The organism is Microbacterium sp. EG9, assembly GCF_059759475.1.
In genome coordinates this window covers 1,370,493-1,395,444 of record NZ_CM186217.1, presented here as the reverse complement: position 1 = coordinate 1,395,444, position 24,952 = coordinate 1,370,493, and the positions used below count along the sequence as shown (strand labels likewise).

Sequence of the window (24,952 nt, the reverse complement as noted above, 5' to 3'; positions counted from 1 at the left end):
GACGGCTCTTTCGTTCGGTTTTCGATGGATGTGCCGGGGTAGCGGTAGAGGGACGCCTCCGGCGGCGTGCGGGGTGGGACCCACACGCAAGCCAATCACCGAGTCTATCAGGTTGCCGCGTGGCGACCCCGCAATGCGCCGCGCACCCGCGCGCGTGGGGCATGATCGTATCGACCGGGCCCGATCCGGCCGATCCGACGGAGCACCGACGAAGGAGCCTCCCGTGAGCGCAGGGTCCCCCCAGAACGCCCCGACCGCCCCGACCTCCGGCCGCCGCGCGGGCGCGGGCTGGTTCGCACTGTTCACCCTCGCGTGGCTCGCGATCTGGACCGCGCAGCTCACCCCGCTCCAACTCCTCATCCCGCTGCAGCTGGACACCCCGGGTGATGCCGACGGCTGGATCTCCGGGGTCGTCTCCTCCGGCCTGGTGCTCGCGGCGGGAGGCCTCGCCGGGGTCATCGCCGGTCCGCTGGCCGGGGGCATGAGCGATCGGACGCGCGGCAGGTTCGGGCGCCGGCGCCCGTGGGCACTGGGCGGTGTGCTCCTCGGGGCGGGGTCGCTGGTCGCGATCGCCTTCGCGACCGGGCCCCTCGGCGTCGGGGTCGCATGGGTGGGGGTGTCGGTCGGCGTCGCCGTCGCCTCCGCCGCCTTCACCGCCATGATCGCCGACCAGCTGTCGGCTCAGCGGGGCACCGCCTCGGCGGCGATCTCCTCTTCGCAGGCGCTCGGCATCGTGGTCGGCGTCGGCGTCGTCGTGCTGCTCGGACTCGGCGTGGTCGCGGGCTACCTCATGCTCGGCGCCATCCTGCTCTTCGCCGGAGGAGCGGGCGCGCTGCTGCTGCCCGACCCGCCCGCACCGGCGGCGTCGGCGACCGCGCGCACGCGCCGCGCGCTGTCGGCCCGGTTCGCCGCCTTCCGTGATCGAGACTTCGCGTGGATGCTGTGGGGCCGCCTCGTGGCCAACATCGGCAACGCACTCGGCACGGGGCTGCTGCTCTTCTTCCTGCTGTACGGCCTCCACCGCGACCCGGCCGCCGCTCAAGACGAGCTCCTGCTGCTGATCGTCGTGTACACGGTGTTCGTCGTGCTCGCCTCGGTGCTCGCCGGGGCGGTGTCGGATCGCACCGGCAACAGACGAGGGCTGACGGTCGGCGCCGCGCTCGTGCAGGGCGGCGCGGCACTCCTGCTCGCGGTGTTCCCGTCGTTCGAGATGTCGCTCGTGGCGGCCGGTCTGCTCGGCGTCGGCTACGGCGCGTACATGTCGGTGGGTCTCGCCCTCGGCACCGACCTGCTCCCGTTCGCGGAGGACAGTGCGCGCGATCTCGGCTTCGTCAACGTGGCCGCGAGCCTCGGTCAGCTCCTCGGGCCGCTCATCGGCGCGGGACTCGTCGCGGCGGTGGGCGGATTCTGGCTGCTGTTCCTGGGCTCCGCCGTGATGTCGGTGGTGGGCGGCCTCATGACCTTGATGGTGCGGGCTCCCCGGCGTCATCCATCGTCGCCAGCGCCAGATCGAGCACGGCGTTGAAGACGCGCGGGCGCATCGCGGTGACCAGGTGCGACGTGCGCGGCACGACGATCAGTTCCGCGCCGGGCACGAGAGAGGCGAAGAGCCGCTCGTTGACGCGCAGCTGATCGAACTGCCCGTTGACGAACCACGTGGGCACGTCGATCCGGCGCAGGGCGGCCAGCAGATCCAGCACCGACAGGCTCCGCAGCGCGATGTCCTGCGCGTCGTAGGCGTAGCCGCCGGCGCCGAAGTCGGCACGGGTCTCCGAGGGCAGTGTGCGATCGAGAACCCATTCGGCGATGGGAGCGCCCCGCCCCGGGAGACGGTCGAAGCCGCGCGCGAGCGTCCGGTAGGTCTGCAGCGCGAGTCCGCGCGGGATGGCCGTGCACGAGGCCGCCACGAAGGCGTCGAGCGGGGGGCGCGTCTCATCGCCGGCGTACGCGATCGAGAGCAGTCCGCCCATCGAATGCCCGACGAGCAGCACGCGACCCTGCCCGGCCGCCGCGCGGACGGCGGTGTCGATCGTCGCGAAGGCGCCGTCGAGGGTGAACTCCTCGGCCATCCGCGTGCCGTGACCGGGGAGATCGAGGGCGACCGCGGATACCCCGCGGTCCTCGAGATGCTCCACCTGCGCGCGCCACATCGTGGCGGACGTGCGGATGCCGTGCACCATCACCACGGTCGTCCTCACCCGGCCAGCCTAAACGGTGGCCACGCACGCCGACGGCCCCGGACACCCGCCGAAGCGGGGCCGGGGCCGCCGGGACGCGCGGATCAGCCGACGACGCGGCGGCGGCGTGTCGTCATCGCGAGCATCATGCCCGCTGCGAGCAGGAACGCACCGCCGAGCGCGAGGCCCCAGGGGAGCTCGGCGCCCGTCGTGGCGAGCACGCCCTCACCCACCACCTCCAGCGGCAGGTTCAACACGACGCGACCGTCGGCGCCCAGCACGATGAGGTGGTGCGTGCCGGTCTCGAGCGTCCGCGGCACGGCCACCGTGAAGGTGACCCGTCCGCTCGCGTCCGCGGCGGGGATGCCGGTGATCACGATGGGCTGGCTGTTCAGCGTCGCCGCGACCTGCTCTCCGGCGCCGAGACCGGTGAGGGTCACGGTGAAGGACGAGCCGCGCTCGATGCGACCGCCGGCGGCGAGGCCGGTCGTCGACACGCCCACGCCCGATCCGCCCGTCGACGGCGCCGTCGTCGTCGGAGACGGCGACGGCGAGCCGGTCGGCGACGCGGTGGGCGAGCCGGTCGGAGTGCCCGTCGGCGACGGCTCCGGTGTCGGCGTGCCGGTCACGAGCTTCGCCCGGCCGAGCGCCGACGGGGCGATCGGGTCGACCGCCGCGGCGTACGCGAGCGTAGCCGCCAGGTCGACCTGGCCGGTGTCGGTGCGATCCGTCCCCTGCGCGAAGGGCGCGAAGCCGTCACCGCCGTTGGCGAGGAACGAGTTCGTCACCACCGTGAAGGTGTCGGTGTCGGTGATCTTCGTGCCGTTCAGCGACATCGAGACGATGTGCCCCGACCGCGATGCGCTCTGACCGGCCGGCGGCGCGTCCTCCGTGTACTCGTAGGAGAAGCCCTGCGAGACGCCGAGGTGCAGCTTCGGGCGGTCACCCGTCGCCTGCCACTGCCGCGTGAGGATGTCCTTGAGCTGGGCACCCGTGAGCGTCACCGTCACGAGCGTGTTCGCGAAGGGCTGCACGTCGGCGAGCTGCTTGTAGGTCACCGTGCCGTCGCCGACGTAGGTGAGGTCCGCGCGCAGCCCGCCCGGGTTCATGAGCGCGATCTGCGCCTTCTTCCCCGCGTACGCCGGGTTCGTGCTGGTCGCCCACAGGTAGACGTCGGCGACGGTGTTGCCCATCGTCGACTCCACTCCACGGTCGGAGCCCTTCGTCCCGCCGCGCAGGATGTCGCCCGTGATCGTGCCCACGGGCTGCGCTCCGATGGTGTTGGCCTGGTCGCTGAATCCCTTGACGAGTGCCGCGACCTCGGCATCCGGGGTGAACGGCGTGCTGGCGAAGGTCGTGATCGTCGGGGAGATCGACACGAGCTCGTCGGCGCGCTTGTCGTACGTCACGGTCAGCTGACCCAGCGCCTTGCCGTACTCCGAGGCCTGGATGACCGGACGAAGCCCGCCCGTCGATGCCACCTGCACCTCGCACGCGTACGTCTGGTGCGTGTGCGCCGAGACGATGGCGTCGATGTGGGCGGATGCGCCGCGGATCAGGGTGCCGAAGGCCGAGGGGTCCGTGGCGACCGCCTCGCACTGGTTCGACACCGACGATCCGGAGTGCGTCAGCAGCACCGTCACGTCGGCGAGGTCGCCGTCTGCGATCTCGTCCGCCACCCGGTTCGCGGCCTCCAGCTGGTCGCCGAAGTCGAGGTCCGCGATACCGGCGGGGTCGACCATCGTGGCGGTGTCGGTGGTGACGGTGCCGATGAAGGCGACACGCACGCCGTCGATCGTCTTGATCGCGTACTCGGCCAGCGCGGGCGTCTTCGTGCCCTTCAGGTAGACGTTCGCCCCGAGGGCGTAAGGCGCACCCGCCGCGATCTGCTCCGGCGTCGCGCCCGACGGATCGACGTTGCCGCCGAATCGCGGGATGACACGGTCCCTGAGGTCGGCGAAGCCACGGTCGAACTCGTGGTTGCCGACCGCCGAGACCTCGAGCCCGGAGGCCTTCAGCGCATCGATCGTCGGGGAGTCCTGCTGGATCAGCGAGGTGAACGTCGACGCACCGATGTTGTCTCCCGCAGACACGAGAACCGTGTTCGGGTTCTGCGCCTTCTTCGTCGCGACCGCACCGGCGAGCACGGCCGCGCCGGCCTCGCCCTGGGTGCCGGCCTCGATGCGTCCGTGGAAGTCGTTGATCGTGAGGATGTCGATCGTCGTCGGCGCTCCGGCGCCCGCGGACAGCCCGACCTTCAACGGATCGTGGTCGCTCGAGCGATAGGGCCCCTCCTGCCAGAACAGCGTGCCGTGGTTGTTGTAGCGGCTGTACTCGAGCGCCACCGACTCACCGGAGTTGATGTTCCAGACGTCGCCGCCGGTCACGCGCTTCCACGCGGCCTCGTTGAGGAGCACGTGGTCGAGCGAACCGGAGAGACCGTCGAAGGAGTAGGTCGAGCGACCCAGCTCCAGCCCCGACTCGGCATCCGTGTACCCGGCGTCGTAGAGGACCTTCAGCGGGTCCTCCTGGGTGTAGGAGTTGAAGTCGCCGACGAGGACGGCGGCGTCTCCGGTGCTCGTGAGCGACGTCACCCAGTCGCGCAGCGCGGTCGCCTGCGCGACGCGCGCCGGGTTCCAGGCGCCCTGGCCGTCCTTCTGGTCGGCCTGCGCGCCCGACGCGCCGGACGAGCCCTTCGACTTGAAGTGGTTCACGACGAACAGGAACGGCTCGCCGCCCGCGACCGGTGCGAACTTCTGCGCGATCGGCTCACGGGCGTTGTCGAACGCCTGGCCGGAGCCCGACAGCGTTCCCAGCGCGAGCGCGTCGCCCACCCGCTCCACACGAGCGGGCTGGTAGATGATCGCGTTGCGGATGACGTCCTGCTCGGACGCGTCGGGCAGCTGCGCGGATGCCGGCACGTATGCCCACTTCGAGGAGCCCGCCGCGGTGTTGAGTGCGTCGACGAGCGTGGAGACCGCCGTGTCGGGCGTGCTCGGCGTGGTCTTCGCCGAGTTCTCGATCTCCATCAGACCCACGACCGACGCGTCCAGGGTGTTGATCGCCGAGACGATCTTGGACTGCTGGCGCGCGAGGTCGGCAGCACCCCAGGCGCCACGCAGGTCGCACCCGGTGCGGACGTTGGTGCCGACGCCGGCGCGATCGGTGTACGGCTGGCACGCCGCGTTCGACGAGCCCAGCGTGGTGAAGTAGTTGAGCACGTTGAACGAGCCGACGCTGAGGTCGCCGCCGACGGAGGCCGGCGCCGCCGTGCGCGGATTGCTGAACGTGGCCTGACCCTGCGTGACACCGTCACCGGGCAGGAACGATGCCGGGTTCAGCTTCCACGCGTTGTTGCGGTAGTCGAGGACGAACGAGCCGGTGAGGGTGGCGGTGCCGCCCACGACGACCGGGTGGTCGACGGAGACGTAGGCCGGGGTCAGGTCGCCGTTGAGGAGCGCTCCGGTGCCGCTGTTCGCACGCGCGGCGTAGTCGAGCGATCCGCCGTCGTCGAGGACGACGCCGCGCGCGAGGTTGTCGGCCGCGACGGCCTCCGCCTCGGCGGAGCCGGGGCGCGCGACGTCGGTGGGCTGGCGCAGCACGCCCGTTCCGGCGGCGAGACCGACCTCGCCGTAGCGGTTCGTGTTGTTCGTGTTGGTGACCGTGAAGGTGCTCGAGACGGTGACGAGCATCGACTCGAGGCTCTCACGCTGCGCGATCGACGTCGGCCAGCTCGTGAGCGTGACCGGCACCGGCTTCGCGGCATCCGCGATCTTCGTCGTCTTGCCGGCCTCGACGCTCAGCTGGGTGAGTCCGTTGAACTCGCCCGCCGTCCCCGTCACCCGCACGGTGTCGCCGAGCGCGACCTCGCTCGCGACGGACGCGGTCCTGGTGTACACGAAGACGGCGTCGGATGCGGTGTGGCTGCCCAGATCGATCGCACCGCCGGTGCCGGGCGTCTGGATGACGTAGCCGTTGTAGCCGCCCACCGGGTAGTGCGCGGTGACGACGCCCTCCGTGGTGACGGTCTGGCCGTTGAGGGGCGTGGCGTCGCCCGTGCCCTGGATCGCGGCGATGGGAGTCACGGTGTCGGTGCCGGGAGCCGTGGACGTCGGGCTCGGGCTCGGTGATGCCGTCGGCGAGGCGGTCGGCGAGGGCGACGGGACGTTACCGGCCGCGTTCTGCGGCGTGGGGTCGGCCGCCACGAAGTCGGCGCCGTTGACGGCGGTGTTCGTGTGGGCGGCGTCGCGCGTGATGCTCGTCGCGTTCGTCGTCGCGGGGGCGGGCGATCCGCCGGCGGCGGGCGCGGCGGCCGAGCCCCAGGCGACGTAGTCGACGACATCGGCATCCGTCGGGCCCGTGATCGCGGCCGCGCTCGACACGAGTGCGACCTTGCCGGTGGTGCCGCTCATGGCCAGGTCGCCGATCGCGTCCGGCGTGGGCAGGGCGGTCGTGCCGCCGGCACCGATCTTCTCCTGCACGAGGAAGGTCGATCCCGCCGGGATCGATCCGGAGAGGGTGTTCTTGGTCCACGTGGTGCCGGTGGCCGAGGCGTACTGCAGCGACCACCCCTCCAGGCTCACCGCCGAGGAGGAGACGTTGACGAGCTCGACGAAGTCGTGCGTGTAGGTCGCGCCGTCGTTGCCACCCCCGCCGTAGACCTCGTTGATGAGCACAGCCGCGCCGGTGTCGACGGCGGCTCGCGCCGGAAGGGCGGCGAGCCCCAGACCGCTGAAGGCGAGGGCTCCGGCTGTGATGGCGGCGACGACCGAGCGTCGCTTCCGCCTGTCGGCGGTGGGACGCGGTGCGTCCGGTGTCTGATCTGACACGTGTTCTCCCTGGTTTCGCATGCAACAAGCGACGGCCGCCGAGCGGTCGTCCGTCAGTGTGGATTCGGACCCATGATGGGGATGCCGGGGGGCGGGGCGGTTGCGTGCAGGTGAACACGCGACGGCACCCCGTGTCATCGGGTCTGAGATCGAGCATCGGCGGCGCCGGGCCGCCCGGACAAGGGCGGGAAGCGTTAACTCTTTCTCATCGGCCGGTTCTCTGGCGCGCCGCCGTCGCCGTCGGATAGGGTGCCGCCGCCGCGGGCGGGCGCGACGCGGCGACGCCGGTAGACTGCTCGGGACATGTCACCGCGCGCCCTGAAGCCTCTCGAGCCGTCTGCGACCCCTCCAGAGCTGATCCGCAATTTCTGCATCATCGCCCACATCGACCACGGCAAGTCGACGCTGGCCGACCGCATGCTGCAGATCACGGGCGTCGTGTCCGACCGCGACATGCGCGCGCAGTACCTCGACCGCATGGACATCGAGCGCGAGCGCGGCATCACGATCAAGTCCCAGGCGGTGCGGATGCCGTGGGCGACCTCGGACGGCACCTTCGCCCTCAACATGATCGACACCCCGGGTCACGTCGACTTCACCTACGAGGTCTCCCGGTCGCTGGCGGCCTGCGAGGGCGCCATCCTCCTGGTGGACGCCGCTCAGGGCATCGAGGCGCAGACGCTCGCGAACCTCTATCTCGCGCTCGAGAACGATCTGCAGATCATCCCCGTGCTCAACAAGATCGACCTCCCCGCCGCCGACCCGGAGAAGTACGCCGCGGAGCTCGCCAACCTCATCGGCGGCTCACCCGACGACGTGCTGCGCGTCTCGGGCAAGACCGGCATGGGCGTCGAAGAGCTCCTCGACCGCATCGTCGAGCGCATCCCGGCGCCCGTCGGCGACGCGTCGGCTCCCGCACGGGCGATGATCTTCGACTCCGTGTACGACGCCTACCGCGGCGTCGTCACCTATGTGCGCATGGTCGACGGCAAGCTGGAGCCGCGAGAGCGCATCCAGATGATGTCGACGCGCGCGACGCACGACCTGCTGGAGATCGGTGTGTCCAGCCCCGAACCCGTCCCGACGCGCGGGCTCGGAGTCGGCGAGGTCGGCTATCTCATCACCGGCGTGAAGGACGTGCGCCAGTCGAAGGTCGGCGACACGATCACCAACCATCGCAAGCCGGCGACGACGGCCCTGGCCGGATACACCGACCCGAAGCCGATGGTGTTCAGCGGCGTCTACCCCATCGACGGCAGCGACTACGCGGATCTGCGCGAAGCGCTCGACAAGCTGAAGCTGTCCGACGCCTCGCTGCAGTACGAGCCGGAGACCTCGGTGGCGCTCGGCTTCGGCTTCCGTTGCGGATTCCTCGGTCTGCTGCACCTCGAGATCATCACCGAGCGCCTCTCGCGCGAGTTCGACCTCGACCTCATCACCACCGCGCCGTCGGTGACGTATGAGGTCACGACCGACACCGGCGAGCACGTCGTGGTCACCAACCCCAGCGAGTACCCCGACGGCCGCGTGGCCTCGGTGTCCGAGCCCGTCGTGAAGGTCGGCATCCTGCTGCCCAAGGATTACGTCGGCACGGTGATGGAGCTGTGTCAGCAGCGCCGCGGAACGCTGCTGGGCATGGACTACCTCTCGGAGGACCGTGTCGAGCTGCGCTACAACATGCCGCTCGGCGAGATCGTGTTCGACTTCTTCGACCAGCTGAAGTCGAAGACGCAGGGCTACGCGAGCCTCGACTACGAGCCGGCGGGCTCACAGGAGGCCGACCTCGTGAAGGTCGACATCCTGCTGCAGGGCGAGAAGGTGGATGCCTTCAGCTCGATCGTGCACCGTGAGAAGGCCTACGCCTACGGCACCCTCATGACCGAGCGTCTGCGCAAGCTCATCCCGCGTCAGCAGTTCGAGGTGCCGATCCAGGCCGCGATCGGCGCCCGCATCATCGCCCGCGAGAACATCCGCGCCATCCGCAAGGACGTGCTCGCGAAGTGCTACGGCGGCGACATCACGCGTAAGCGCAAGCTGCTCGAGAAGCAGAAGGAGGGCAAGAAGCGCATGAAGATGGTCGGTCGCGTCGAGGTGCCCCAGGAGGCCTTCATCGCCGCCCTCTCGGGCGACGTCGAGGGCAAGGACAAGAAGTAGGACGCCCCCGTTAGGCTGGAGACCATGCGTCGCGGAAGCTTTCAGGACGACACCGTCGACTACGCCGCGGTCGGTGCGACGCAGGCGCACGACCTCATGAGCTACCCGCCGGAGAACAGTGTCCCGGCCGAGGACTCGCTGCTGCTGGGCAGCGGACAGGCTCGCTTCGAGTCGTCCGCGGAGGCCCTCCTGTCGTGGTCGGCCCTGCGCGGCGCCGGACTGCAGATCAGCGATGTGCGCCCGGCGGCAGGCCCGATGTACACGGGCGTCGGCTACGACATCGACGGCACGCCCACGGTCGCGAGCCGCCTCGAGGCCGACCAGCGCTTCGATGCGGACGGCACACCGTACGTGGCCGCGGGCACCACGATCCGCGTCCACGGTCACGTCAAGCGCATGAGCGCCGACGGCGAGCTGCGGGTCATCTACGCGATCGAGGAGCCCCGTCGGGTCGGTTTCGCGCTCGGCACCGTGGGCGGCTCGGTCGTCAGCGGTGAGGAGTCCTTCGTCGTGACGTGGGCCGACAACGACGAGGTGCGCTTCACGGTGCGCGCCTTCGACCGCCCCGTCTCGGCGCTGTACCGACTGATCCCGCCTCTGCTCAAGCGCCGCCGCCGCGAGCTCTTCCGGGGCTATCTGCGCGCCATCTCCCCGATGTACACGACCCCCGCCTGATGGGATCCGCCCTCCCTCTCGGCGATCCCGCGCCCTCCGACGGCGCCCTGCCCCCCGACATCGTGATCGACCCCGATCGTGACTTCGGGGTCTACCTGCACGTGCCCTTCTGCCGTGTCCGCTGCGGCTACTGCGACTTCAACACCTACACCGCCGGCGAGCTGCGCGGGGCACGGCAAGACGCCTACGCCGACGAGGTCCTGCGCGAGATCGCGCTGTCGCGGGAGGTGCTGAGCGCGCGGGGGCCGCTGCGGGCGGCATCCACCGTCTTCTTCGGCGGGGGCACCCCCACCCTGCTGCCCGGGGGCGACCTCGCCCGCATGCTCGACGGCGTCCGCACCGGCTTCGGCCTCGCCGACGGCGCGGAGGTCACCGTCGAGGCCAACCCCGACACCGTCACGGATGCCCTCGCGCGCGAGCTGGCCGCCGCCGGAGTGACGCGGATGTCGATCGGCATGCAGTCCGCCGTGCCGCACGTGCTCGCGGCGCTCGACCGCACGCACGACCCGGCAGGCGTGCGCACCGCCGTCGAGGCGGCGCGCACCGCCGGTCTCGACGTCAGCGTCGACCTCATCTACGGCGCGCCGGGGGAGTCACTCGACGACTGGGGACGCTCTGTCGAGACGGCCGTCGGGCTCGAGCCCGACCACATCTCCGCATACGCGCTCATCATCGAAGAGGGCACCAAACTGGCGCGGCAGATCCGCCGCGGCGATGTCGCGGCCCCCGACGACGACCTGCAGGCCGACATGTACGAGCTGGCGGACGAGGCCTTCGCCGCCGCCGGTTACGACTGGTACGAGGTGTCGAACTGGGCGCGCAGCCCGCAGCAGCGCTCCCGGCACAACCTGGCCTACTGGCGGGGCACCGACTGGTGGGGCTACGGCCCGGGGGCGCACAGTCACGTGGACGGGCTGCGCTGGTGGAACGTCAAGCACCCGGCCGCGTACGCGCAGCGCCTGGCCGCCGACGAGTCGCCCGCGGCGGCGCGCGAGCGCCCGGATGCCGCGGCGCGCCGGCTCGAGGACGTGCTCCTGCGCTCGCGCATCGCGGAGGGGATCGCCGTCTCGGATCTCACCGGCGAGGGCCGTCACGCCATCGCGGCCCTGATCGCCGACGGCCTCATCGACGGCGCCGCCGCGGTGCGCGGTCGTGTGGTGCTCACGCGGCGGGGACGCCTTCTCGCCGACGCCGTGGTCCGCGCCCTCACCGTCTGAGGCGGCGCACGCGGTAGGATTGGCACTCGACAACCCGGAGTGCCAACGAGGAGGAGTGATGGTCTCGGAACGCGGCCTGCAGGTCCTCCGCGCGATCGTGCAGGACTACGTCGACACGCACGAGCCGGTCGGGAGCAAGGCGATCGTCGAACGACACCAGTTCGGGGTCTCCGCGGCCACGATCCGAAACGACATGGCGCTGCTCGAAGACGAAGAGCTCATCGCGGCGCCGCACACCTCGTCGGGGCGTGTGCCGACCGACAAGGGCTACCGCGTCTTCGTCGACCACCTCGCGGAGCTGCGTCCCCTCTCGGGCGCGCAGCGCTCGGCGATCTCGTCCTTCCTCAGCGACCCGGGCGATCTCGACGATCTGCTGATGCGGACGGTGCGCGCCCTCACCCAGCTCACCGGACAGGTCGCGATCGTCCAGTACCCCTCGTTCGCGCGGGCGAACGTCTCGCACGTCGAGTTCGTCCACCTCGGGGGCGCGCGGGTGGTCGTCATCGTGGTCACCGACACGGGGCGCGTCTCGCAGCGGGTCGCCTTCCTCGCGGAAGAGCTGAGCGAGCAGTCGGCCGCACAGGTGAAGACCGCGATCGCCCAACTCGTGACCGGGAAGCCCGTCGGAGACGCCGCCGCCGCGATCGCGGAGCTCGCGGCATCCGTGCCCGCCGGAACCCGCATCGACGACGCGCTGCGGGTCGTCGCCCGGATCGTCGGCGAGGAGCTCGACGACTTCCGCCAGGATCGGTTGGTCATGGCCGGCAGCGCGACCCTCGCCCGACGTGAGAGCGACTTCCGCGGCAGCATCTATCCGCTCCTGGAGGCCATCGAGGAGCAGGTCACGCTCCTGCGGCTGATGGGGGAGATGGTCGCCGACGAACACGGTCTCGCCGCGAGCATCGGGCGCGAGAACGCGGCGTTCGGTCTGACGGAGGCCTCGGTCCTGACGAGCGACTACGACACGACCGGAACCCGTGCCCGCGTGGGCCTGCTCGGTCCGACGCGCATGGACTATCCCACCAACCTCGCGGCGGTCCGCGCCGTCGCGCACTATCTGAGCCGGCTCCTCGACGAGGACGACGCGTCCCGCTGAGCGATCCGCTCCCGAACACCCACCCGCGCCCGAGAGGGCAGGAAAGGCGATTGTGGCCGACCACTACGAAGTCCTGGGCGTCTCCCGTGACGCGAGCCCCGAGGAGATCAAGAAGGCGTACCGGCGTCTGGCGCGCGAGCTGCACCCCGACGTGAACCCGGGCGCCGATGCGTCCGAGCGGTTCAAGCTCGTCACGCACGCCTACGACGTGCTCAGCGACCCCGAGCAGCGTCAGCGCTACGACATGGGCGGCGACGGCTCGCCCTTCGGCGGGGGAGCGGGCGCCGGCTTCGGCGGGTTCGGCGACATCTTCGAGACCTTCTTCGGCGGCGGCGGAGCCCGGACCGGACGACCCCGATCGCGCCGGGAGCGGGGCCAGGACGCGCTCGTGCGCGTCACGCTCGATCTCGCCGACGTGGTCTTCGGCACGCACCGCGACATCGAGGTCGACACCGCAGTGCTCTGCGACACCTGCCAGGGCTCGTGCTGCCAGCCCGGCACGCAGCCGACCACCTGCGACATCTGCCACGGCTCCGGCCAGGTGCAGCGGACGGTGCGCAGCCTGCTCGGCAACGTGGTCACGTCGCAGCCGTGCACCACGTGCCAGGGCTACGGCACGACGATCCCCTACCCGTGCGCCACCTGCCAGGGGCAGGGCCGGGTGCGCGCGCGCCGCACGGTGTCGGTCGACATCCCGGGCGGCGTGGAGACCGGCCTGCGCCTGCAGCTGCCCGGGTCCGGCGAGGTCGGTCCCGCGGGCGGACCCAACGGCGACCTCTATCTCGAGGTCACCGTCGCGAACCACGAGGTCTTCAGCCGCGAAGGCGACGATCTGCTCGCCACGCTGGAGGTGTCGATGCCGGACGCGATCCTGGGTACCCGCACCACGATCTCCTCGCTCGACGGCGACGTCGACCTGGAGGTCCGATCCGGGGTGCAGTCCGGCGATGTGCTCACCGTCAAGGGTCGCGGCATCACGCCGCTGCGCGGCGGCACGCGCGGCGATCTGCGCGTCGGCGTGCAGGTCGTCACGCCCACGAAGCTCGACGCCAAGGAACGCGCCCTCATCGAGGACTTCGCCAAGCGGACCAAGGCTCCCGCCCCCCGGCTGGCGCAGTTCCACCAGGGCATGTTCTCCAAGCTCCGCGACCGGTTCCGCGGCTGACATGGCGCTCCACTTCCTCGTCGATGAGCCATCGGTCGACGGTGCCGACGTGTCGAACGCCGACGCCGGCGACGAGGTCGTCATCACGGGCGCGGAGGCGCATCACGCCGCCGTCGTGCGGCGCGTGCGCATCGGCGAGGAGGTGACCGTCGGCGACGGCCGGGGCGTCTGGCTGACCGGCGTCGTGACCGCATCCGCCCCCAAGCGGGTCGTGGTGTCGGTGACGTCGCGGTCGCAGCAGGCGGCCGCGACCCCCCGCATCGTCCTCGCCCAGGCCCTCGCGAAGGGAGACCGCGACGAGCTCGCGGTGCAGGCGGCCACCGAGCTCGGCATCGACGAGGTCGTCCCGTGGCAGGCGGCACGCAGCATCTCGCGCTGGACGGGCGAGAAGGCCGTCAAGGGCGTCGGCCGCTGGCAGAGCATCGTGCGCGAGGCGGCGAAGCAGGCGCACCGCGCCTGGACCCCCACAGTCGGCGCCGTGCTCACGACGCGCGAACTGGCCGCGCGCGCAGACCGGGCGCGCGTGCTCGTGCTGGAGCCGACCGCCGGCACCGCGCTCACCGCCGTTGCGCTCGACGACGTCGCGGAGGTCGTGCTCGTGGTCGGCCCGGAAGGCGGCGTCAGCGCGGAGGAGATCGCCGAGCTCACGGGGGCCGGCGCGATCGCCGTGCGCCTCGGCGACACGGTGCTGCGCACCTCGACGGCCGGGCCCGCCGCCCTGGCCATCGTCAACGCCCGGCTCGGCCGCTGGTGACGGGCGCTGACTACACTCGGAGTATGAGCGAACCGTCCATCTTCACGCGCATCCTGCAGGGGGAGATCCCGGCCGAGATCCTCGCCGAGACCGAGAACGTGTTCGCGATCCGCGACATCGCACCGCAGGCGCCCGTGCATCTGCTGGTCATCCCCAAGTCCGCCGCGTACCGCGACGTGGTCGAGCTCGCGGCATCCGACCCCGCTCTGCTCAGCGAGATGGTGGGCCTCGCCCACACGCTCGCCGCCGAGCACGCCGACGGCGACTTCCGTCTGATCTTCAACACCGGCTCCGGCGCGGGGCAGACGGTGTTCCACGTGCATGCCCACGTCCTCGCCGGTGGACTCGACGAAGGGAGCCTCGGTGGCTGAACCCGCCGACAGCGAACAGGGCGCGGCCGTCGAGCGGATCCTCGCCGACGGCATCGCGATGGTGCAGCTGCTCGGACCGCAGGATCGCCTGCTGCGGGTCGTCGAGCGTGAGCACCCGGATGTCGAGGTGCACGTACGGGGCAACGAGATCACCCTCAGTGGGGATCGGGATGTCGTGGCCCGGGCACGCGCACTCGTCGACGAGCTGATCGCCATGGCGCGGGCGGGCCAGGGCCTAGAGCCCTCCGACGTGCGCACGTCGGAGCGGATCCTCCGCGCCGACACGGGCGAACGGCCGTCAGAGGTGCTGGGCGAGGCGATCCTCAGCTCACGCGGGCGCACGATACGACCGAAGACGCTCGGTCAGAAGCGGTACGTGGACGCGATCGACGAGAACACCATCGTGTTCGGCATCGGCCCGGCCGGGACCGGCAAGACCTACCTCGCCATGGCGAAGGCCGTCCAGGCGCTGCAGCGCAAGGAGGTCGACCGCATCATCCTGACGCGACCGGCCGTCGAGGCCGGTGAACGCCTCGGGTTCCTCCCGGGCACGCTGACCGACAAGATCGATCCGTACCTGCGACCGCTCTACGACGCGCTCAACGAGATGATGGACCCGGAGATCGTCCCCAAGCTCATGGCGTCGGGGACGATCGAGGTCGCCCCGCTGGCGTACATGCGCGGGCGCACCCTGAACAACTCGTTCGTCGTGCTCGACGAGGCGCAGAACACGACGCCCGAGCAGATGAAGATGTTCCTCACCCGGCTGGGCTTCGGCACGCGCATGGTCGTGACCGGCGACATCACCCAGATCGATCTGCCGCAGGGCGCCTCCGGACTCCGGCTGGTGACCCGCGTGCTGAAGGACATCGACGACATCCATTTCTCGCTGCTGACCAGCGAGGACGTCGTCCGCCACAGCCTCGTCGGACGCATCGTCGACGCGTACAGCGTGTACGACGAGCAGCGGCTCGCGTCGCGACGCGAACGCGACGAGGCCTCCGAGTTCGCCAGCCGCGCCGAGCGGCGGGGCCAGACCCGAGGCGGCGGCCCCCGAGACCACCTGCCGCCGCGAGGAACCCAGCGAGGACGCGCATGACCATCGAGATCACCAACGAGTCCGGCGTCGACATCGACGAGACGGTGCTGCTGCGCCTCACCGAGAACAACCTCGCGGAGCTGCACGTCAGCCCCGACGCCGACGTGGCGATCCTGCTCGTCGACGAGGGCGCCATGGAAGCCCTGCACGTGCAGTGGATGGACGAGCCGGGGCCGACCGACGTGCTCAGCTTCCCGATGGACGAGCTGCGCCCCGGCACCCAGGAGCAGCCCACGCCGCCCGGGCTGCTCGGCGACATCGTGCTCTGCCCGCAGGTCGCCGAGACGCAGGCCCAGGCCGCCGGTCACACGACCATGGACGAGCTCATCCTGCTGACCACCCACGGCCTGCTGCATCTGCTCGGATTCGACCACGCCGAGAAGGAGGAGGAGCGCGAGATGTTCGGGCTCCAGCGCGACCTCATCGCGGCCTTCCACGTGTCCGAGCGCCGACGACGCGCATGACCGAGATCCTCCTCCTGGTCGCCGCCGCCCTCCTCGTCGCGCTGGGGGGCTTGATGGCCGCCCTCGATGCCGCGCTCGGAGTGACCTCCCGCGCCGACCTGGCGGAGATGTCCGTCACCGGTCGCAACGGCGTGGCGCTGGCGCGCATCGGCGCCGATCCCGAGGCGCACGGCAACGCCGTCGTGTTCATCAGGATCCTGGCCGAGACGACGGCGGCGGTGGTGGTCACCGTGGCCTTCACCCTCGCCTTCGACAGCATCTGGTGGGCGATGCTGGCCGCGGCCATCCTGATGACCGTGGTCTCGTTCGTCCTCGTGGGCGCCAGTCCCCGCGCCGTCGGACGCCAGCACGCCCGGGGACTCCTCCACGCCTGCGCGCCCCTCGTACGCGGCGCACGCATCGTGCTCGGCCCGCTCGCGCACCTCCTCGTCATCGTCGGCAACCGGGTGACGCCCGGCATCCACCGCGGCACCTCGTTCGCCAGCGAGGAGCAGCTGCTGAGCATGGTCGACGAAGCCGCGTCGCAGGACCTCATCGAGGAGGACGACCGCGAACTCATCCACTCCGTGTTCGAGTTCACCGACACGTTCGTGCGGGAGGTCATGGTCCCGCGAACCGACATGGTGACGATGGATGCCGCCGCGACGACCCAGGAGGCCATGCAGCTGTTCCTCGACAAGGGCGTCTCGCGCGTCCCGGTCGCGGACGGCGAGGCCGACGACATCACCGGCGTGGTCTATCTGAAGGACCTGGTGCAGTTCGCCTACCGCGACGAGACGGCGTGGCGCGACGCGCCCGTCGCGCAGATCGCGCGCCCCGCCGTGTTCGTGCCGGAATCGATGAAGGCCGAGACCCTGCTGCAGCAGATGAAGCGGGATGCCGTGCACGTCTGCCTCGTCGTGGACGAGTACGGCGGCGTCTCCGGCCTCGTCACCCTGGAAGACCTCATCGAGGAGCTGGTCGGCGAAATCTCCGACGAGTACGACCCGCGCTCGAGCGAGGTTGTCGAGCTCGGCGCGGGACGCTACCGCGTGAGCGCACGCCTCGGCCTCGACGAGGTGGGGGAGCTGTTCGGCCTCGAGCTCGAGGATGACGACGTCGACTCGATCGGCGGTCTGCTCGGCAAGCTCCTCGGACGGGTGCCGCTTCCGGGCGCGACCGCCGAGTACTCCGGCCTGCGACTGACCGGCGGCACCTCGCGCGGCCGCGGTCGGGGTCTGGCCACCGTCTTCGTCGAAGCCACGGACCGGCTCCGGGCCGTCGACGCCGCCTGGGGCGATGAACGCCGCACCGAACGAGAAGAGGCCGGCCGATGACCCCTCCCGCCGACGACCGCACCCGATCGGGATTCGTGACCTTCGTGGGCCGGCCCAATGTGGGCAAGTCCACTCTCACCAACGCCCTCGTGGGCGAGAAGGTCGCCATCACCTCCGACAAGCCGCAGACCACCCGGCGGGCCATCCGCGGCATCGTCAACCGCCCGGCCGGCCAGCTGGTGATCGTCGACACCCCCGGCATCCACAAGCCGCGCACGCTGCTCGGACAGCGCCTGAACGACCTCGTGGAGCAGGTGCTCGGCGACGTCGACGCCATCGGCTTCCTCGTTCCGGCGACCGAGAAGGTCGGCCCCGGCGACCGCCGTATCGCGGCATCCCTCGACGGCTACCCGCGGGCGAAGAAGGTGGCCATCGTCACCAAGACCGACATCGCCTCCCGCGACGAGATCACCGAGCGTCTCATGGAGGTCGACAGCCTGCGCGAGGACTGGGACGCCGTGATCCCGCTGTCGGCCGTCGCGAACGAACAGCTCGACGTGCTCGCCGACGAGCTGCTCACGCTCATGCCGACCGGCCCCGCGCTCTATGAGGAGGGAGTGGTCACCGACGAGTCCCTCGAGGACCGGATCGCGGAGATCATCCGCGAGGCGGCGCTGGAGGGCGTACGCGACGAGCTGCCGCACTCGATCGCCGTGACCATCGACGACATCTCCCGCCGCGACGAAGGCGAGCTCACCGACATCTACGCGAACCTCGTCGTCGAGCGCGACAGCCAGAAGGCGATCATCATCGGCCACAAGGGGTCGCGACTGGCGGCCGTCGGCGCGCGGGCGCGGGCGCAGATCGAACCCCTCGTCGGCACGAAGGTGTTCCTGAAGCTGCACGTGCGCGTCGCGAAGGAATGGCAACGCGATCCCAAGCAGCTCGGACGGCTGGGGTTCTGACGTGGCGCGCCAGTGGATCGCCCGCCGGGCCGGAACGCCCGCGACGTGGGAGTTCGCCGATGTCGAGGTGCCCGCTCCCGGCCCCGGCGAGGTCACGATCCGGGTTCACGCCGCCGGTGTGAACCCCGCCGATGCGAAGCACGTCGCCGCCGACAACGGTCAGTCCTGGCCCGTCGCGATCGGGTACGAGGTCTCGGGTGAGATCGTCGCTCTCGGCCCCGACACGGTGATCGGGTCGGGGCCCGCCGCGATCGGCGACGAGGTCGTCGCGTTCCGGATCGCCGGCGGCTACGCGACGGCTCTGACCGTGGATGCCGCCACGGCGTTCCACAAGCCGTCGCCGCTGACCCACCCGGAGGCCGCGAACCTCCTGCTCACCGGCACGACCGCCGCCGAGATGCTGCACGTCGTGGAGGCGAAGCCGGGGGAGACGATCCTGCTGCACGGCGCCTCGGGCGCCGTGGGCGTGGCCGTGCTGCAACTGGCCGCACTGCGCGGCATCCACGTCATCGGCACCGCAGCCGAGACCTCGTTCGACCGCGTGCGCCGCTTCGGCGGCGAGCCGGTGGTCTACGGACCCGGCCTCTCCGAGCGCCTGGCCGCCGTCACGGGCGACGTTCCGATCGTCGCGGCGCTGGATGCCGTCGGCACCGACGAGGCGATCGACGTCTCGCTCGCCGTCGTCTCCGACCGGCATCGGATCGTGACGATCGTGAATCCCGCGCGCGCCCGGCAGGACGGCTTCCGCTGGATCGCCGGCGCCCTGCCGGACAGCGCCCGCTTCCGCGACGAGGCGCGCGCCGGGCTCGTCGCGGCCGCGCATGCGGGAACCTTGACCGTACCCGTGGCGCGGACGTTCCCCCTCGACGAGGCGCCCGCGGCACTGGCCCTGCTCGCCGGAGGCCACCCGGGCGGCGCTCTGGCCCTCATACCCTGAAGCGGACTCGATGCGGATTGAAGAACCGCACGTTGAGCCGCCCCCTGGCAGCACGATGACCGGTCGTTTTCGAACGCGGCGGGAGCGACCGGGCGCCGAAGCGGCGAGATGCCTCATTCGGGAATTCACTCAAAATGCCGATTGAGGCGGGAACCGCTACAGACATATGCTCACAAAACAGGGAGAGATTACGCGATATCGATATTGCGAATGACGAACCGCTGGCGAGGAGGAATGACATGCACCGATATTCGAATCGCATCGCGGCCGCTTTTGCGTGCACTTTGCTTTCGGGGATGCTCGCGGCGGGGTCGACATCGGCTTCAGCTTCCGACTCGGCCCCGCTGGGCGACGATGCGGCGACTCCCTCGGTGCGAGTGGTCGACCGAAGCAACGAAAGCGCACCTGCGGCCGCGAGAGCGCCGCTGATGCGCGACGCGGTGTCTCCACCCGTTTCGGTGAAGGGTGTTATCCCAGTCCCGTCCGACATCAACCTCCGCGTCGGTGAGACGGTCCAGGTTAACTACAGCGACGGCGTGGTCGTGCACCAGGCGCTCGCCGCCGGATGCACGTCGTCCTCAGGCGTATCCAAACCGTATGTGGCTTCTGGATACGCGTGGTCCGATCACTCCCACAGCCTCAGCTCTGGTTGTCCCAACAGCACGAGCGTCAACGGCATCCTGTCATCTTTCGCATGGCCGTTGTGGCACCAGCGACACTTCTACACCGTGACCGTGACCCCCGGGACCTCGGTGTACTGGTCACCTCGGAAGCAATGCCAGAACAACGGGTCCACGACCTGGCACGCGGAGAACGCGATCGGCTCATCGACGACCGCTCTTTCCGCAGACGTCAACCTCGCCTGCAACCCGGGTTGAGTCGATGCGAATTCAAGGGGAATGATGGCGTATATGAGTTCCAAGTCTGTGGATCGGTCGACGACGACGCGCACGGTCCTGGCCCTCGTCGCGCATGTTCTGGTCGGCATCGTCACCGGCATGCTGCTGTTGTACCTCGTCTCGATCGCGGCCAACATCCCCAGCGGTGGAGGGTTCACTGTTCCACCGGTGTCGCTCGTTGCACTCGCGGTCGTCGGCGGCGCGGCGGTCGTCGTAGGCTGGCGATGGCCTACCGTCGGGCTGGTCGCGGGCCTCGTCATTCTCGCTCTCGTCACCTTTGCCGTCGCCTCGCGGATCGCGTGGTTGTCCTCTGGAGCCGAATGGCTGAATCCGTTCAACGCCATCGGGTTCGGCGCGGCCTCCGGCTACCCCACGCTCATGGGCGCGGTGCTGGTCGTCCTGTGCGCACTGCAGCTGAGCGTACGGTCGCGACAGTAGGCATCCCTGTCCGCGGCGGCGGCGAGCTCCCGCGATCGCACCGAGACGAACGCATGAGACGGTGCGCCGACCGGAGATCTCAGCACGAGGGGTGGGCACGGGCGGATGCGGCGTGTGGCGCTGCCGTGTATTCTGACTCCATGCGCGCGTTCGGCCTCCTTCTTAGCCGCCGCGACGAGACCTCGTTCTAGGGCCTTCCTCGTCGCGGAGCTTGGCATTTCCTGCCGCCGGCGGCCCGCCCTCATCAGACGAGAGAAGCGAACCCCATGAAGAACACGCAGCAGCCGTCCGGCATGCCGATCCACAAGTACCGTCCGTTCCACGAGCAGATCCGTGTCGACCTGCCCGATCGCACGTGGCCCGACGCCCGCATCACGACCGCGCCGCGCTGGTGCGCCGTCGACCTGCGCGACGGCAACCAGGCGCTCATCGACCCGATGAGCCCCGAGCGCAAGCTCATCATGTTCGAGCTGCTCGTCGGCATGGGCTACAAGGAGATCGAGGTCGGCTTCCCCTCCGCCAGCCAGACGGACTTCGACTTCGTGCGCCAGCTCATCGAAGAGGACCGGATCCCCGACGACGTCACCATCCAGGTGCTGACCCAGGCGCGCGAACACCTCATCGAGCGCACCTACGAGGCCATCGCGGGCGCCAAGCAGGCGATCGTGCACCTCTACAACTCGACGAGCGTGCTGCAGCGCGAGGTCGTGTTCCGCAGCGACAAGCAGGGCATCATCGACATCGCGCTGAACGGGGCGCGCCTGTGCCGTGAGTTCGAGAAGCGCATCCCCGAGACGGCCGTCTACTACGAGTACTCGCCCGAGTCGTACACCGGCACGGAGCTCGAGTTCGCCGTCGACATCTGCAACCAGGTCATCGAGGTGTTCGAGCCGACGCCCGAGCGCAAGGTGATCATCAACCTGCCCGCGACCGTGGAGATGGCGACGCCCAACGTCTACGCCGACTCGATCGAGTGGATGAGCCGCCGCCTCGCGCACCGTGAGAACGTCATCCTGTCGCTGCACCCGCACAACGACCGCGGCACGGCGATCGCCGCCGCCGAGCTCGGCTACATGGCGGGCGCCGACCGTATCGAGGGGTGCCTGTTCGGCAACGGGGAGCGCACCGGCAACGTCGACCTGGTGGCCCTGGGCATCAACATGCTGACGCAGGGGATCGACCCGCAGATCGATTTCAGCGACATCGACCAGGTCAAGCGCACCGCGGAGTACTGCAACCAGCTGCCCGTCCACGAGCGCAGCCCCTGGGCGGGCGACCTCGTGTTCACGGCCTTCAGCGGCTCGCACCAGGACGCCATCAAGAAGGGCTTCGAGGCCATGGAGGCGCGGGCCGCGGCATCCGGAGTCACCGTCGACGAGATCGAGTGGGCGGTGCCGTACCTGCCGATCGACCCGAAGGACCTGGGCCGCTCGTACGAGGCCGTCATCCGCGTCAACTCGCAGTCCGGCAAGGGCGGCGTCGCGTACCTGCTGAAGACCGACCACGCGCTGGATCTGCCCCGCAAGCTGCAGATCGAGTTCTCCGGGGTCGTGCAGGCCAAGACGGATGCCGAGGGCGGCGAGGTCTCCAGCGCGCAGATCTGGGACATCTTCACCGATGAGTACCTGCCGGCCCGTGACGCGGACGAGAAGTGGGGCCGCTTCGAGCTGCTGTCCACCCGGACGCAGAGCGACATGTCGGGCGAGGTGTCACTGGAGGTCACCCTCCGCGACGGCGAGGAGACCTTCTCGACCCACGGCGTCGGCAACGGCCCGGTGTCCGCGTTCCTCGAGGTCGTGCGTGCGCAGGGCTTCGAGGTGACGCTGTACGACTACGTCGAGCACACGCTCAGCGCCGGCGGCGACGCGCAGGCCGCCTCGTACGTCGAGCTGCAGGTCGACGGCGAGCGGCTGTGGGGCGTCGGCATCGACGGCGACATCTCCACGGCGTCCCTCAAGGCGATCGTGTCGTGCGTCAACCGCGCGATCCGCACCCGCGAGCGCTCGGCGTCGCTGGCCGCGGTCTGAGGTCGCCGCGTTTCGACTCGTCGCTGCGCTCCTCGCTCAACGACCGGCAGGCTTCCCACCCCGGTCGTTGAGCGACGCTCACCACCCCGGTCGTTGAGCGAGCGCAGCGAGTCGAAACGCCTTAGGGCCGGATGATCGGGATCGCGCTGGTCTCCACCGCGACCTTGCGGCGGTACAGGGCGCGCTGCTCGGGCAGCGAGATGTCGAAGATCACGGCGAGCAGCCGGATGACCGTCGTCACGATCACGCACGCGACGGCCGCCGCGACCAGGGGCGCACCCAGGGCGTGCGCGAACGCGAGGATGGCGCAGCCGACCGCCGCGGCGACCGCGTAGAGCGAGCCGACGTGCATGATCGCCACCGGCAGCCCCATGATGACGTCGCGCAGGATGCCGCCGCCCACCGCGGCGCAGACTCCCACGAACACGGCGGGCACCACGGGCAGTCCCAGCGCCAGCGCCTTCGAGGTGCCGAACGCGCCGAAGAGCCCGATGACCACGGCATCCAACGCGACGATCACGCCGTTGAGGCGCTCGAAGATGTTGGCCAGCAGCATGCCGACCAGAGCCGCACCGACCGCCGTGATGAGGTACCAGTTGCTCTGCAGCGTCGCGGGCTCGACGTTCAGCAGCAGGTCACGGATGATGCCGCCGCCCATGCCCATGACGGTGCCGACGATGACGACGCCCAGCAGGTCGAGCCGGCGCTGCCCGACGAATCCCGACGAGAACAGCGCCCCCTGCACGCCGCCGAGACCCACGGCGAGGAGGTCGGCCCAGAGGGGGATCACGAACAGCTGCTCCGTCACCCGTCCATTGTCTCCAATACCGCCCGATGTCCGCGCCGACGGGGATAATCGAGGGGTGCCCACCTACCGCGACGAGGTCGTGGTCCTGCGGACCCACAAGCTCGGGGAAGCGGACCGGATCGTGACGATGCTCAGCCGTCGCCACGGCAAGGTGCGCGCGGTCGCGAAGGGTGTGCGGCGCACGTCATCGAAGTTCGGCGCCCGCCTCGAGCCGTTCATGGTCGCCGACGTGCAGCTGTACCAGGGGCGCTCGCTCGACATCGTGCAGCAGGCCGAGTCGCTCGGCTCCTACGGCGCCGCGATCGTCGCCGACTACGACAGCTACACCGCCGCCCACGCCATGGTCGAGACGGCCGACCGTCTCAACGAGGCGGAGGCGACGCCGCAGCAGTACCTCCTGCTCGTCGGCGGGCTCCGCACGCTCTCGCAGGGCGGGCGCGCCGCGCGCTCGGTGCTCGATTCGTATCTCCTGCGCGCGATGTCCCTGTCGGGGTGGGCGCCGGCGCTCACTGACTGTGCCCGCTGCGGCGCCGTGGGTCCGCACGACTGGTTCGTCGCCCAGCTCGGCGGCGTGGTGTGCGGCGACTGTGCCCCGGCTGGCTCCGCACGGCTGCGCCCCGAGACGGGCGTGCTGCTGCGCGCGCTGATCGCGGGAGAATGGGACATCGTGGATGCCGCGACGCACGCCGCCACGGCGTCGGCCTCCGGTCTCGTCGCGGCCTACGCGCAGTGGCACCTCGAGCGCGGCATCCGATCCCTGTCCCACGTGGAGTCCCCCCGGTGAGCCCCAAGCCCTACACGCACCGCGATGCGGTCCCGTACCGTCCCCTCGACTGGACCGGCATCCACCCGCCGGGCTTTCCGAAGGGCGGTGTGCCGAACCATGTCGCCATCGTCATGGACGGCAACGGCCGCTGGGCGAACCGGCGCGGGCTCACGCGCATCGAGGGGCACCGCGCAGGCGAGGAGGTGCTGCTCGACGTGGTCGCCGGCGCGATCCAGGCCGGGGTGAAGCACCTCAGCGTCTACGCCTTCTCGACCGAGAACTGGGCCCGCTCGCCCGAGGAGGTGCGCTTCCTCATGGGCTACAACCGCGACGTGTTGCACCGCCGCCGCGACCAGCTCAACGAGTGGGGCGTGCGCATCCGCTGGGCCGGACGCAAGCCGCGCCTGTGGGGTTCGGTCATCAAGGAGCTGCAGTACGCCGAGCAGCTGACCGCGGGCAACGACACCCTCACGCTCACGATGTGCATCAACTACGGCGGCCGCCACGAGATCGTCGACGCGATGCGGGCGATGGGGGAGCAGATCGCCGCGGGACGCCTGAAGCCGTCGGCCATCACGGAGAAGACCCTCCGTAGGCACCTGTACGTGCCCGACATGCCCGACGTCGACCTGTTCCTGCGCTCCAGCGGTGAACAGCGCACCTCGAACTTCCTGCTCTGGGAGTCCGCCTACGCCGAGATGGTGTTCCTCGACACCCTGTGGCCGGACTTCTCGCGCACCGATCTCTGGGGCGCGATCGAGCTCTACCTCGGCCGCAGCCGCCGCTTCGGCGGCGCCGTCGACGCCCCGACCGCCGACTCCGCGGAATAGACCGCGATGCGAACGGAGTTGCACC

General features: G+C 70.3%; 21 protein-coding genes. 18 read left to right on the top strand and 3 right to left on the bottom strand.

The genetic code is table 11. From position 1 onward, the window contains the following. Positions 1–223: 223 nt before the first annotated feature. Positions 224–1,525, top strand: a complete 1,302-nt coding sequence (locus tag AC6CQV_RS06510; protein ID WP_492490710.1) for an MFS transporter — start codon at positions 224–226, stop codon at positions 1,523–1,525. Here AC6CQV_RS06510 and AC6CQV_RS06505 read toward each other — a convergent pair. Both AC6CQV_RS06505 and AC6CQV_RS06500 read right to left on the bottom strand, forming a co-directional pair. After that, on the bottom strand, positions 1,455–2,198 hold the full coding sequence (locus AC6CQV_RS06505) for an alpha/beta fold hydrolase (RefSeq protein WP_498260560.1): 744 nt from the start codon (positions 2,196–2,198) through the stop codon (positions 1,455–1,457). The two genes, AC6CQV_RS06510 and AC6CQV_RS06505, sit on opposite strands and share 71 nt — an antisense overlap. An 83-nt stretch (positions 2,199–2,281) precedes the next feature. After that, on the bottom strand, positions 2,282–7,006 hold the full coding sequence (locus AC6CQV_RS06500) for an ExeM/NucH family extracellular endonuclease (RefSeq protein ID WP_498260559.1): 4,725 nt from the start codon (positions 7,004–7,006) through the stop codon (positions 2,282–2,284). A gap of 303 nt (positions 7,007–7,309) precedes the next feature. Here AC6CQV_RS06500 and lepA point away from each other — a divergent pair, with 303 nt between their 5' ends. The 15 genes from lepA to leuA all read left to right on the top strand — a co-directional run bounded on the left by lepA (position 7,310) and on the right by leuA (position 22,523). Continuing rightward, positions 7,310–9,160 carry a translation elongation factor 4 gene (gene lepA, locus AC6CQV_RS06495; protein ID WP_060958950.1) on the top strand — a complete coding sequence of 617 codons (1,851 nt, stop codon included), beginning with the start codon at positions 7,310–7,312 and terminating at the stop codon, positions 9,158–9,160. Positions 9,161–9,184: 24 nt separating this feature from the next. Continuing rightward, complete coding sequence (locus AC6CQV_RS06490) at positions 9,185–9,835, top strand: DUF1990 domain-containing protein (protein ID WP_060958949.1); 651 nt, start codon at positions 9,185–9,187, stop codon at positions 9,833–9,835. Then, the gene (gene hemW, locus AC6CQV_RS06485; protein WP_498260558.1) at positions 9,835–11,052 is read left to right on the top strand and encodes a radical SAM family heme chaperone HemW; all 1,218 of its coding nucleotides are present in this window, start codon (positions 9,835–9,837) and stop codon (positions 11,050–11,052) included. Before AC6CQV_RS06490 ends, hemW begins: the two co-directional genes overlap by 1 nt. Before the next feature lie 58 nt (positions 11,053–11,110). Then, complete coding sequence (gene hrcA, locus AC6CQV_RS06480) at positions 11,111–12,148, top strand: heat-inducible transcriptional repressor HrcA (protein WP_060958947.1); 1,038 nt, start codon at positions 11,111–11,113, stop codon at positions 12,146–12,148. 52 nt (positions 12,149–12,200) lie between these two features. Next, the gene (gene dnaJ, locus AC6CQV_RS06475) at positions 12,201–13,313 is read left to right on the top strand and encodes a molecular chaperone DnaJ (RefSeq protein WP_060958946.1); all 1,113 of its coding nucleotides are present in this window, start codon (positions 12,201–12,203) and stop codon (positions 13,311–13,313) included. 1 nt (position 13,314) lies between these two features. Beyond that, a complete protein-coding gene (locus AC6CQV_RS06470) occupies positions 13,315–14,067 on the top strand; it encodes a 16S rRNA (uracil(1498)-N(3))-methyltransferase (RefSeq protein WP_498260557.1) in 753 nt (250 codons plus the stop codon). Positions 14,068–14,090: 23 nt separating this feature from the next. After that, positions 14,091–14,438 (top strand): HIT domain-containing protein, encoded by a 348-nt coding sequence (locus tag AC6CQV_RS06465; protein ID WP_498260556.1) that lies wholly within the window; start codon positions 14,091–14,093, stop codon positions 14,436–14,438. Continuing rightward, on the top strand, positions 14,389–15,537 hold the full coding sequence (locus AC6CQV_RS06460; RefSeq protein ID WP_205282933.1) for a PhoH family protein: 1,149 nt from the start codon (positions 14,389–14,391) through the stop codon (positions 15,535–15,537). Before AC6CQV_RS06465 ends, AC6CQV_RS06460 begins: the two co-directional genes overlap by 50 nt. Continuing rightward, a complete protein-coding gene (gene ybeY / locus AC6CQV_RS06455) occupies positions 15,534–16,001 on the top strand; it encodes an rRNA maturation RNase YbeY (RefSeq protein ID WP_191008564.1) in 468 nt (155 codons plus the stop codon). Before AC6CQV_RS06460 ends, ybeY begins: the two co-directional genes overlap by 4 nt. Continuing rightward, complete coding sequence (locus tag AC6CQV_RS06450) at positions 15,998–17,317, top strand: hemolysin family protein (RefSeq protein ID WP_060958941.1); 1,320 nt, start codon at positions 15,998–16,000, stop codon at positions 17,315–17,317. Before ybeY ends, AC6CQV_RS06450 begins: the two co-directional genes overlap by 4 nt. Then, complete coding sequence (era, locus tag AC6CQV_RS06445; protein ID WP_060958940.1) at positions 17,314–18,222, top strand: GTPase Era; 909 nt, start codon at positions 17,314–17,316, stop codon at positions 18,220–18,222. Before AC6CQV_RS06450 ends, era begins: the two co-directional genes overlap by 4 nt. Before the next feature lies 1 nt (position 18,223). Then, entirely contained in the window at positions 18,224–19,159 is a 936-nt protein-coding gene (locus tag AC6CQV_RS06440; RefSeq protein ID WP_498260555.1) for an NADP-dependent oxidoreductase, read from the top strand. A 239-nt stretch (positions 19,160–19,398) separates the two neighbouring features. Next, positions 19,399–20,037: a hypothetical protein gene (locus tag AC6CQV_RS06435; RefSeq protein WP_498260554.1), complete on the top strand. Its 639-nt coding sequence runs from the start codon at positions 19,399–19,401 to the stop codon at positions 20,035–20,037. Positions 20,038–20,070: 33 nt separating this feature from the next. Next, on the top strand, positions 20,071–20,496 hold the full coding sequence (locus tag AC6CQV_RS06430) for a hypothetical protein (RefSeq protein WP_498260553.1): 426 nt from the start codon (positions 20,071–20,073) through the stop codon (positions 20,494–20,496). Positions 20,497–20,762: 266 nt separating this feature from the next. Continuing rightward, the gene (gene leuA / locus AC6CQV_RS06425) at positions 20,763–22,523 is read left to right on the top strand and encodes a 2-isopropylmalate synthase (protein ID WP_498260552.1); all 1,761 of its coding nucleotides are present in this window, start codon (positions 20,763–20,765) and stop codon (positions 22,521–22,523) included. A gap of 121 nt (positions 22,524–22,644) precedes the next feature. On the opposite strand, the gene AC6CQV_RS06420 is transcribed toward leuA, so the two are convergent. Then, entirely contained in the window at positions 22,645–23,331 is a 687-nt protein-coding gene (locus tag AC6CQV_RS06420) for a trimeric intracellular cation channel family protein (RefSeq protein WP_060958937.1), read from the bottom strand. A gap of 55 nt (positions 23,332–23,386) precedes the next feature. Between AC6CQV_RS06420 and recO the strand changes: the two genes are divergently transcribed. Then, positions 23,387–24,115, top strand: a complete 729-nt coding sequence (recO, locus tag AC6CQV_RS06415; RefSeq protein ID WP_060958936.1) for a DNA repair protein RecO — start codon at positions 23,387–23,389, stop codon at positions 24,113–24,115. Further along, positions 24,112–24,927, top strand: coding sequence for an isoprenyl transferase (locus tag AC6CQV_RS06410; RefSeq protein ID WP_498260551.1), 816 nt, complete (start codon positions 24,112–24,114; stop codon positions 24,925–24,927). The genes recO and AC6CQV_RS06410 overlap by 4 nt, the downstream gene beginning before the upstream one ends. Positions 24,928–24,952: the final 25 nt, after the last annotated feature.

What these genes read in the sequence shown, in the direction of transcription:
- lepA (WP_060958950.1), top strand. Translation starts at nt 7,310, where the DNA reads ATGTCACCGCGCGCCCTGAAGCCTCTCGAGCCGTCTGCGACCCCTCCA.
- AC6CQV_RS06490 (WP_060958949.1), top strand. Translation starts at nt 9,185, where the DNA reads ATGCGTCGCGGAAGCTTTCAGGACGACACCGTCGACTACGCCGCGGTC.
- hemW (WP_498260558.1), top strand. Translation starts at nt 9,835, where the DNA reads ATGGGATCCGCCCTCCCTCTCGGCGATCCCGCGCCCTCCGACGGCGCC.
- hrcA (WP_060958947.1), top strand. Translation starts at nt 11,111, where the DNA reads ATGGTCTCGGAACGCGGCCTGCAGGTCCTCCGCGCGATCGTGCAGGAC.
- AC6CQV_RS06470 (WP_498260557.1), top strand. Translation starts at nt 13,315, where the DNA reads ATGGCGCTCCACTTCCTCGTCGATGAGCCATCGGTCGACGGTGCCGAC.
- AC6CQV_RS06465 (WP_498260556.1), top strand. Translation starts at nt 14,091, where the DNA reads ATGAGCGAACCGTCCATCTTCACGCGCATCCTGCAGGGGGAGATCCCG.
- AC6CQV_RS06460 (WP_205282933.1), top strand. Translation starts at nt 14,389, where the DNA reads ATGCCCACGTCCTCGCCGGTGGACTCGACGAAGGGAGCCTCGGTGGCT.
- ybeY (WP_191008564.1), top strand. Translation starts at nt 15,534, where the DNA reads ATGACCATCGAGATCACCAACGAGTCCGGCGTCGACATCGACGAGACG.
- AC6CQV_RS06450 (WP_060958941.1), top strand. Translation starts at nt 15,998, where the DNA reads ATGACCGAGATCCTCCTCCTGGTCGCCGCCGCCCTCCTCGTCGCGCTG.
- era (WP_060958940.1), top strand. Translation starts at nt 17,314, where the DNA reads ATGACCCCTCCCGCCGACGACCGCACCCGATCGGGATTCGTGACCTTC.
- AC6CQV_RS06435 (WP_498260554.1), top strand. Translation starts at nt 19,399, where the DNA reads ATGCACCGATATTCGAATCGCATCGCGGCCGCTTTTGCGTGCACTTTG.
- AC6CQV_RS06430 (WP_498260553.1), top strand. Translation starts at nt 20,071, where the DNA reads ATGAGTTCCAAGTCTGTGGATCGGTCGACGACGACGCGCACGGTCCTG.
- leuA (WP_498260552.1), top strand. Translation starts at nt 20,763, where the DNA reads ATGAAGAACACGCAGCAGCCGTCCGGCATGCCGATCCACAAGTACCGT.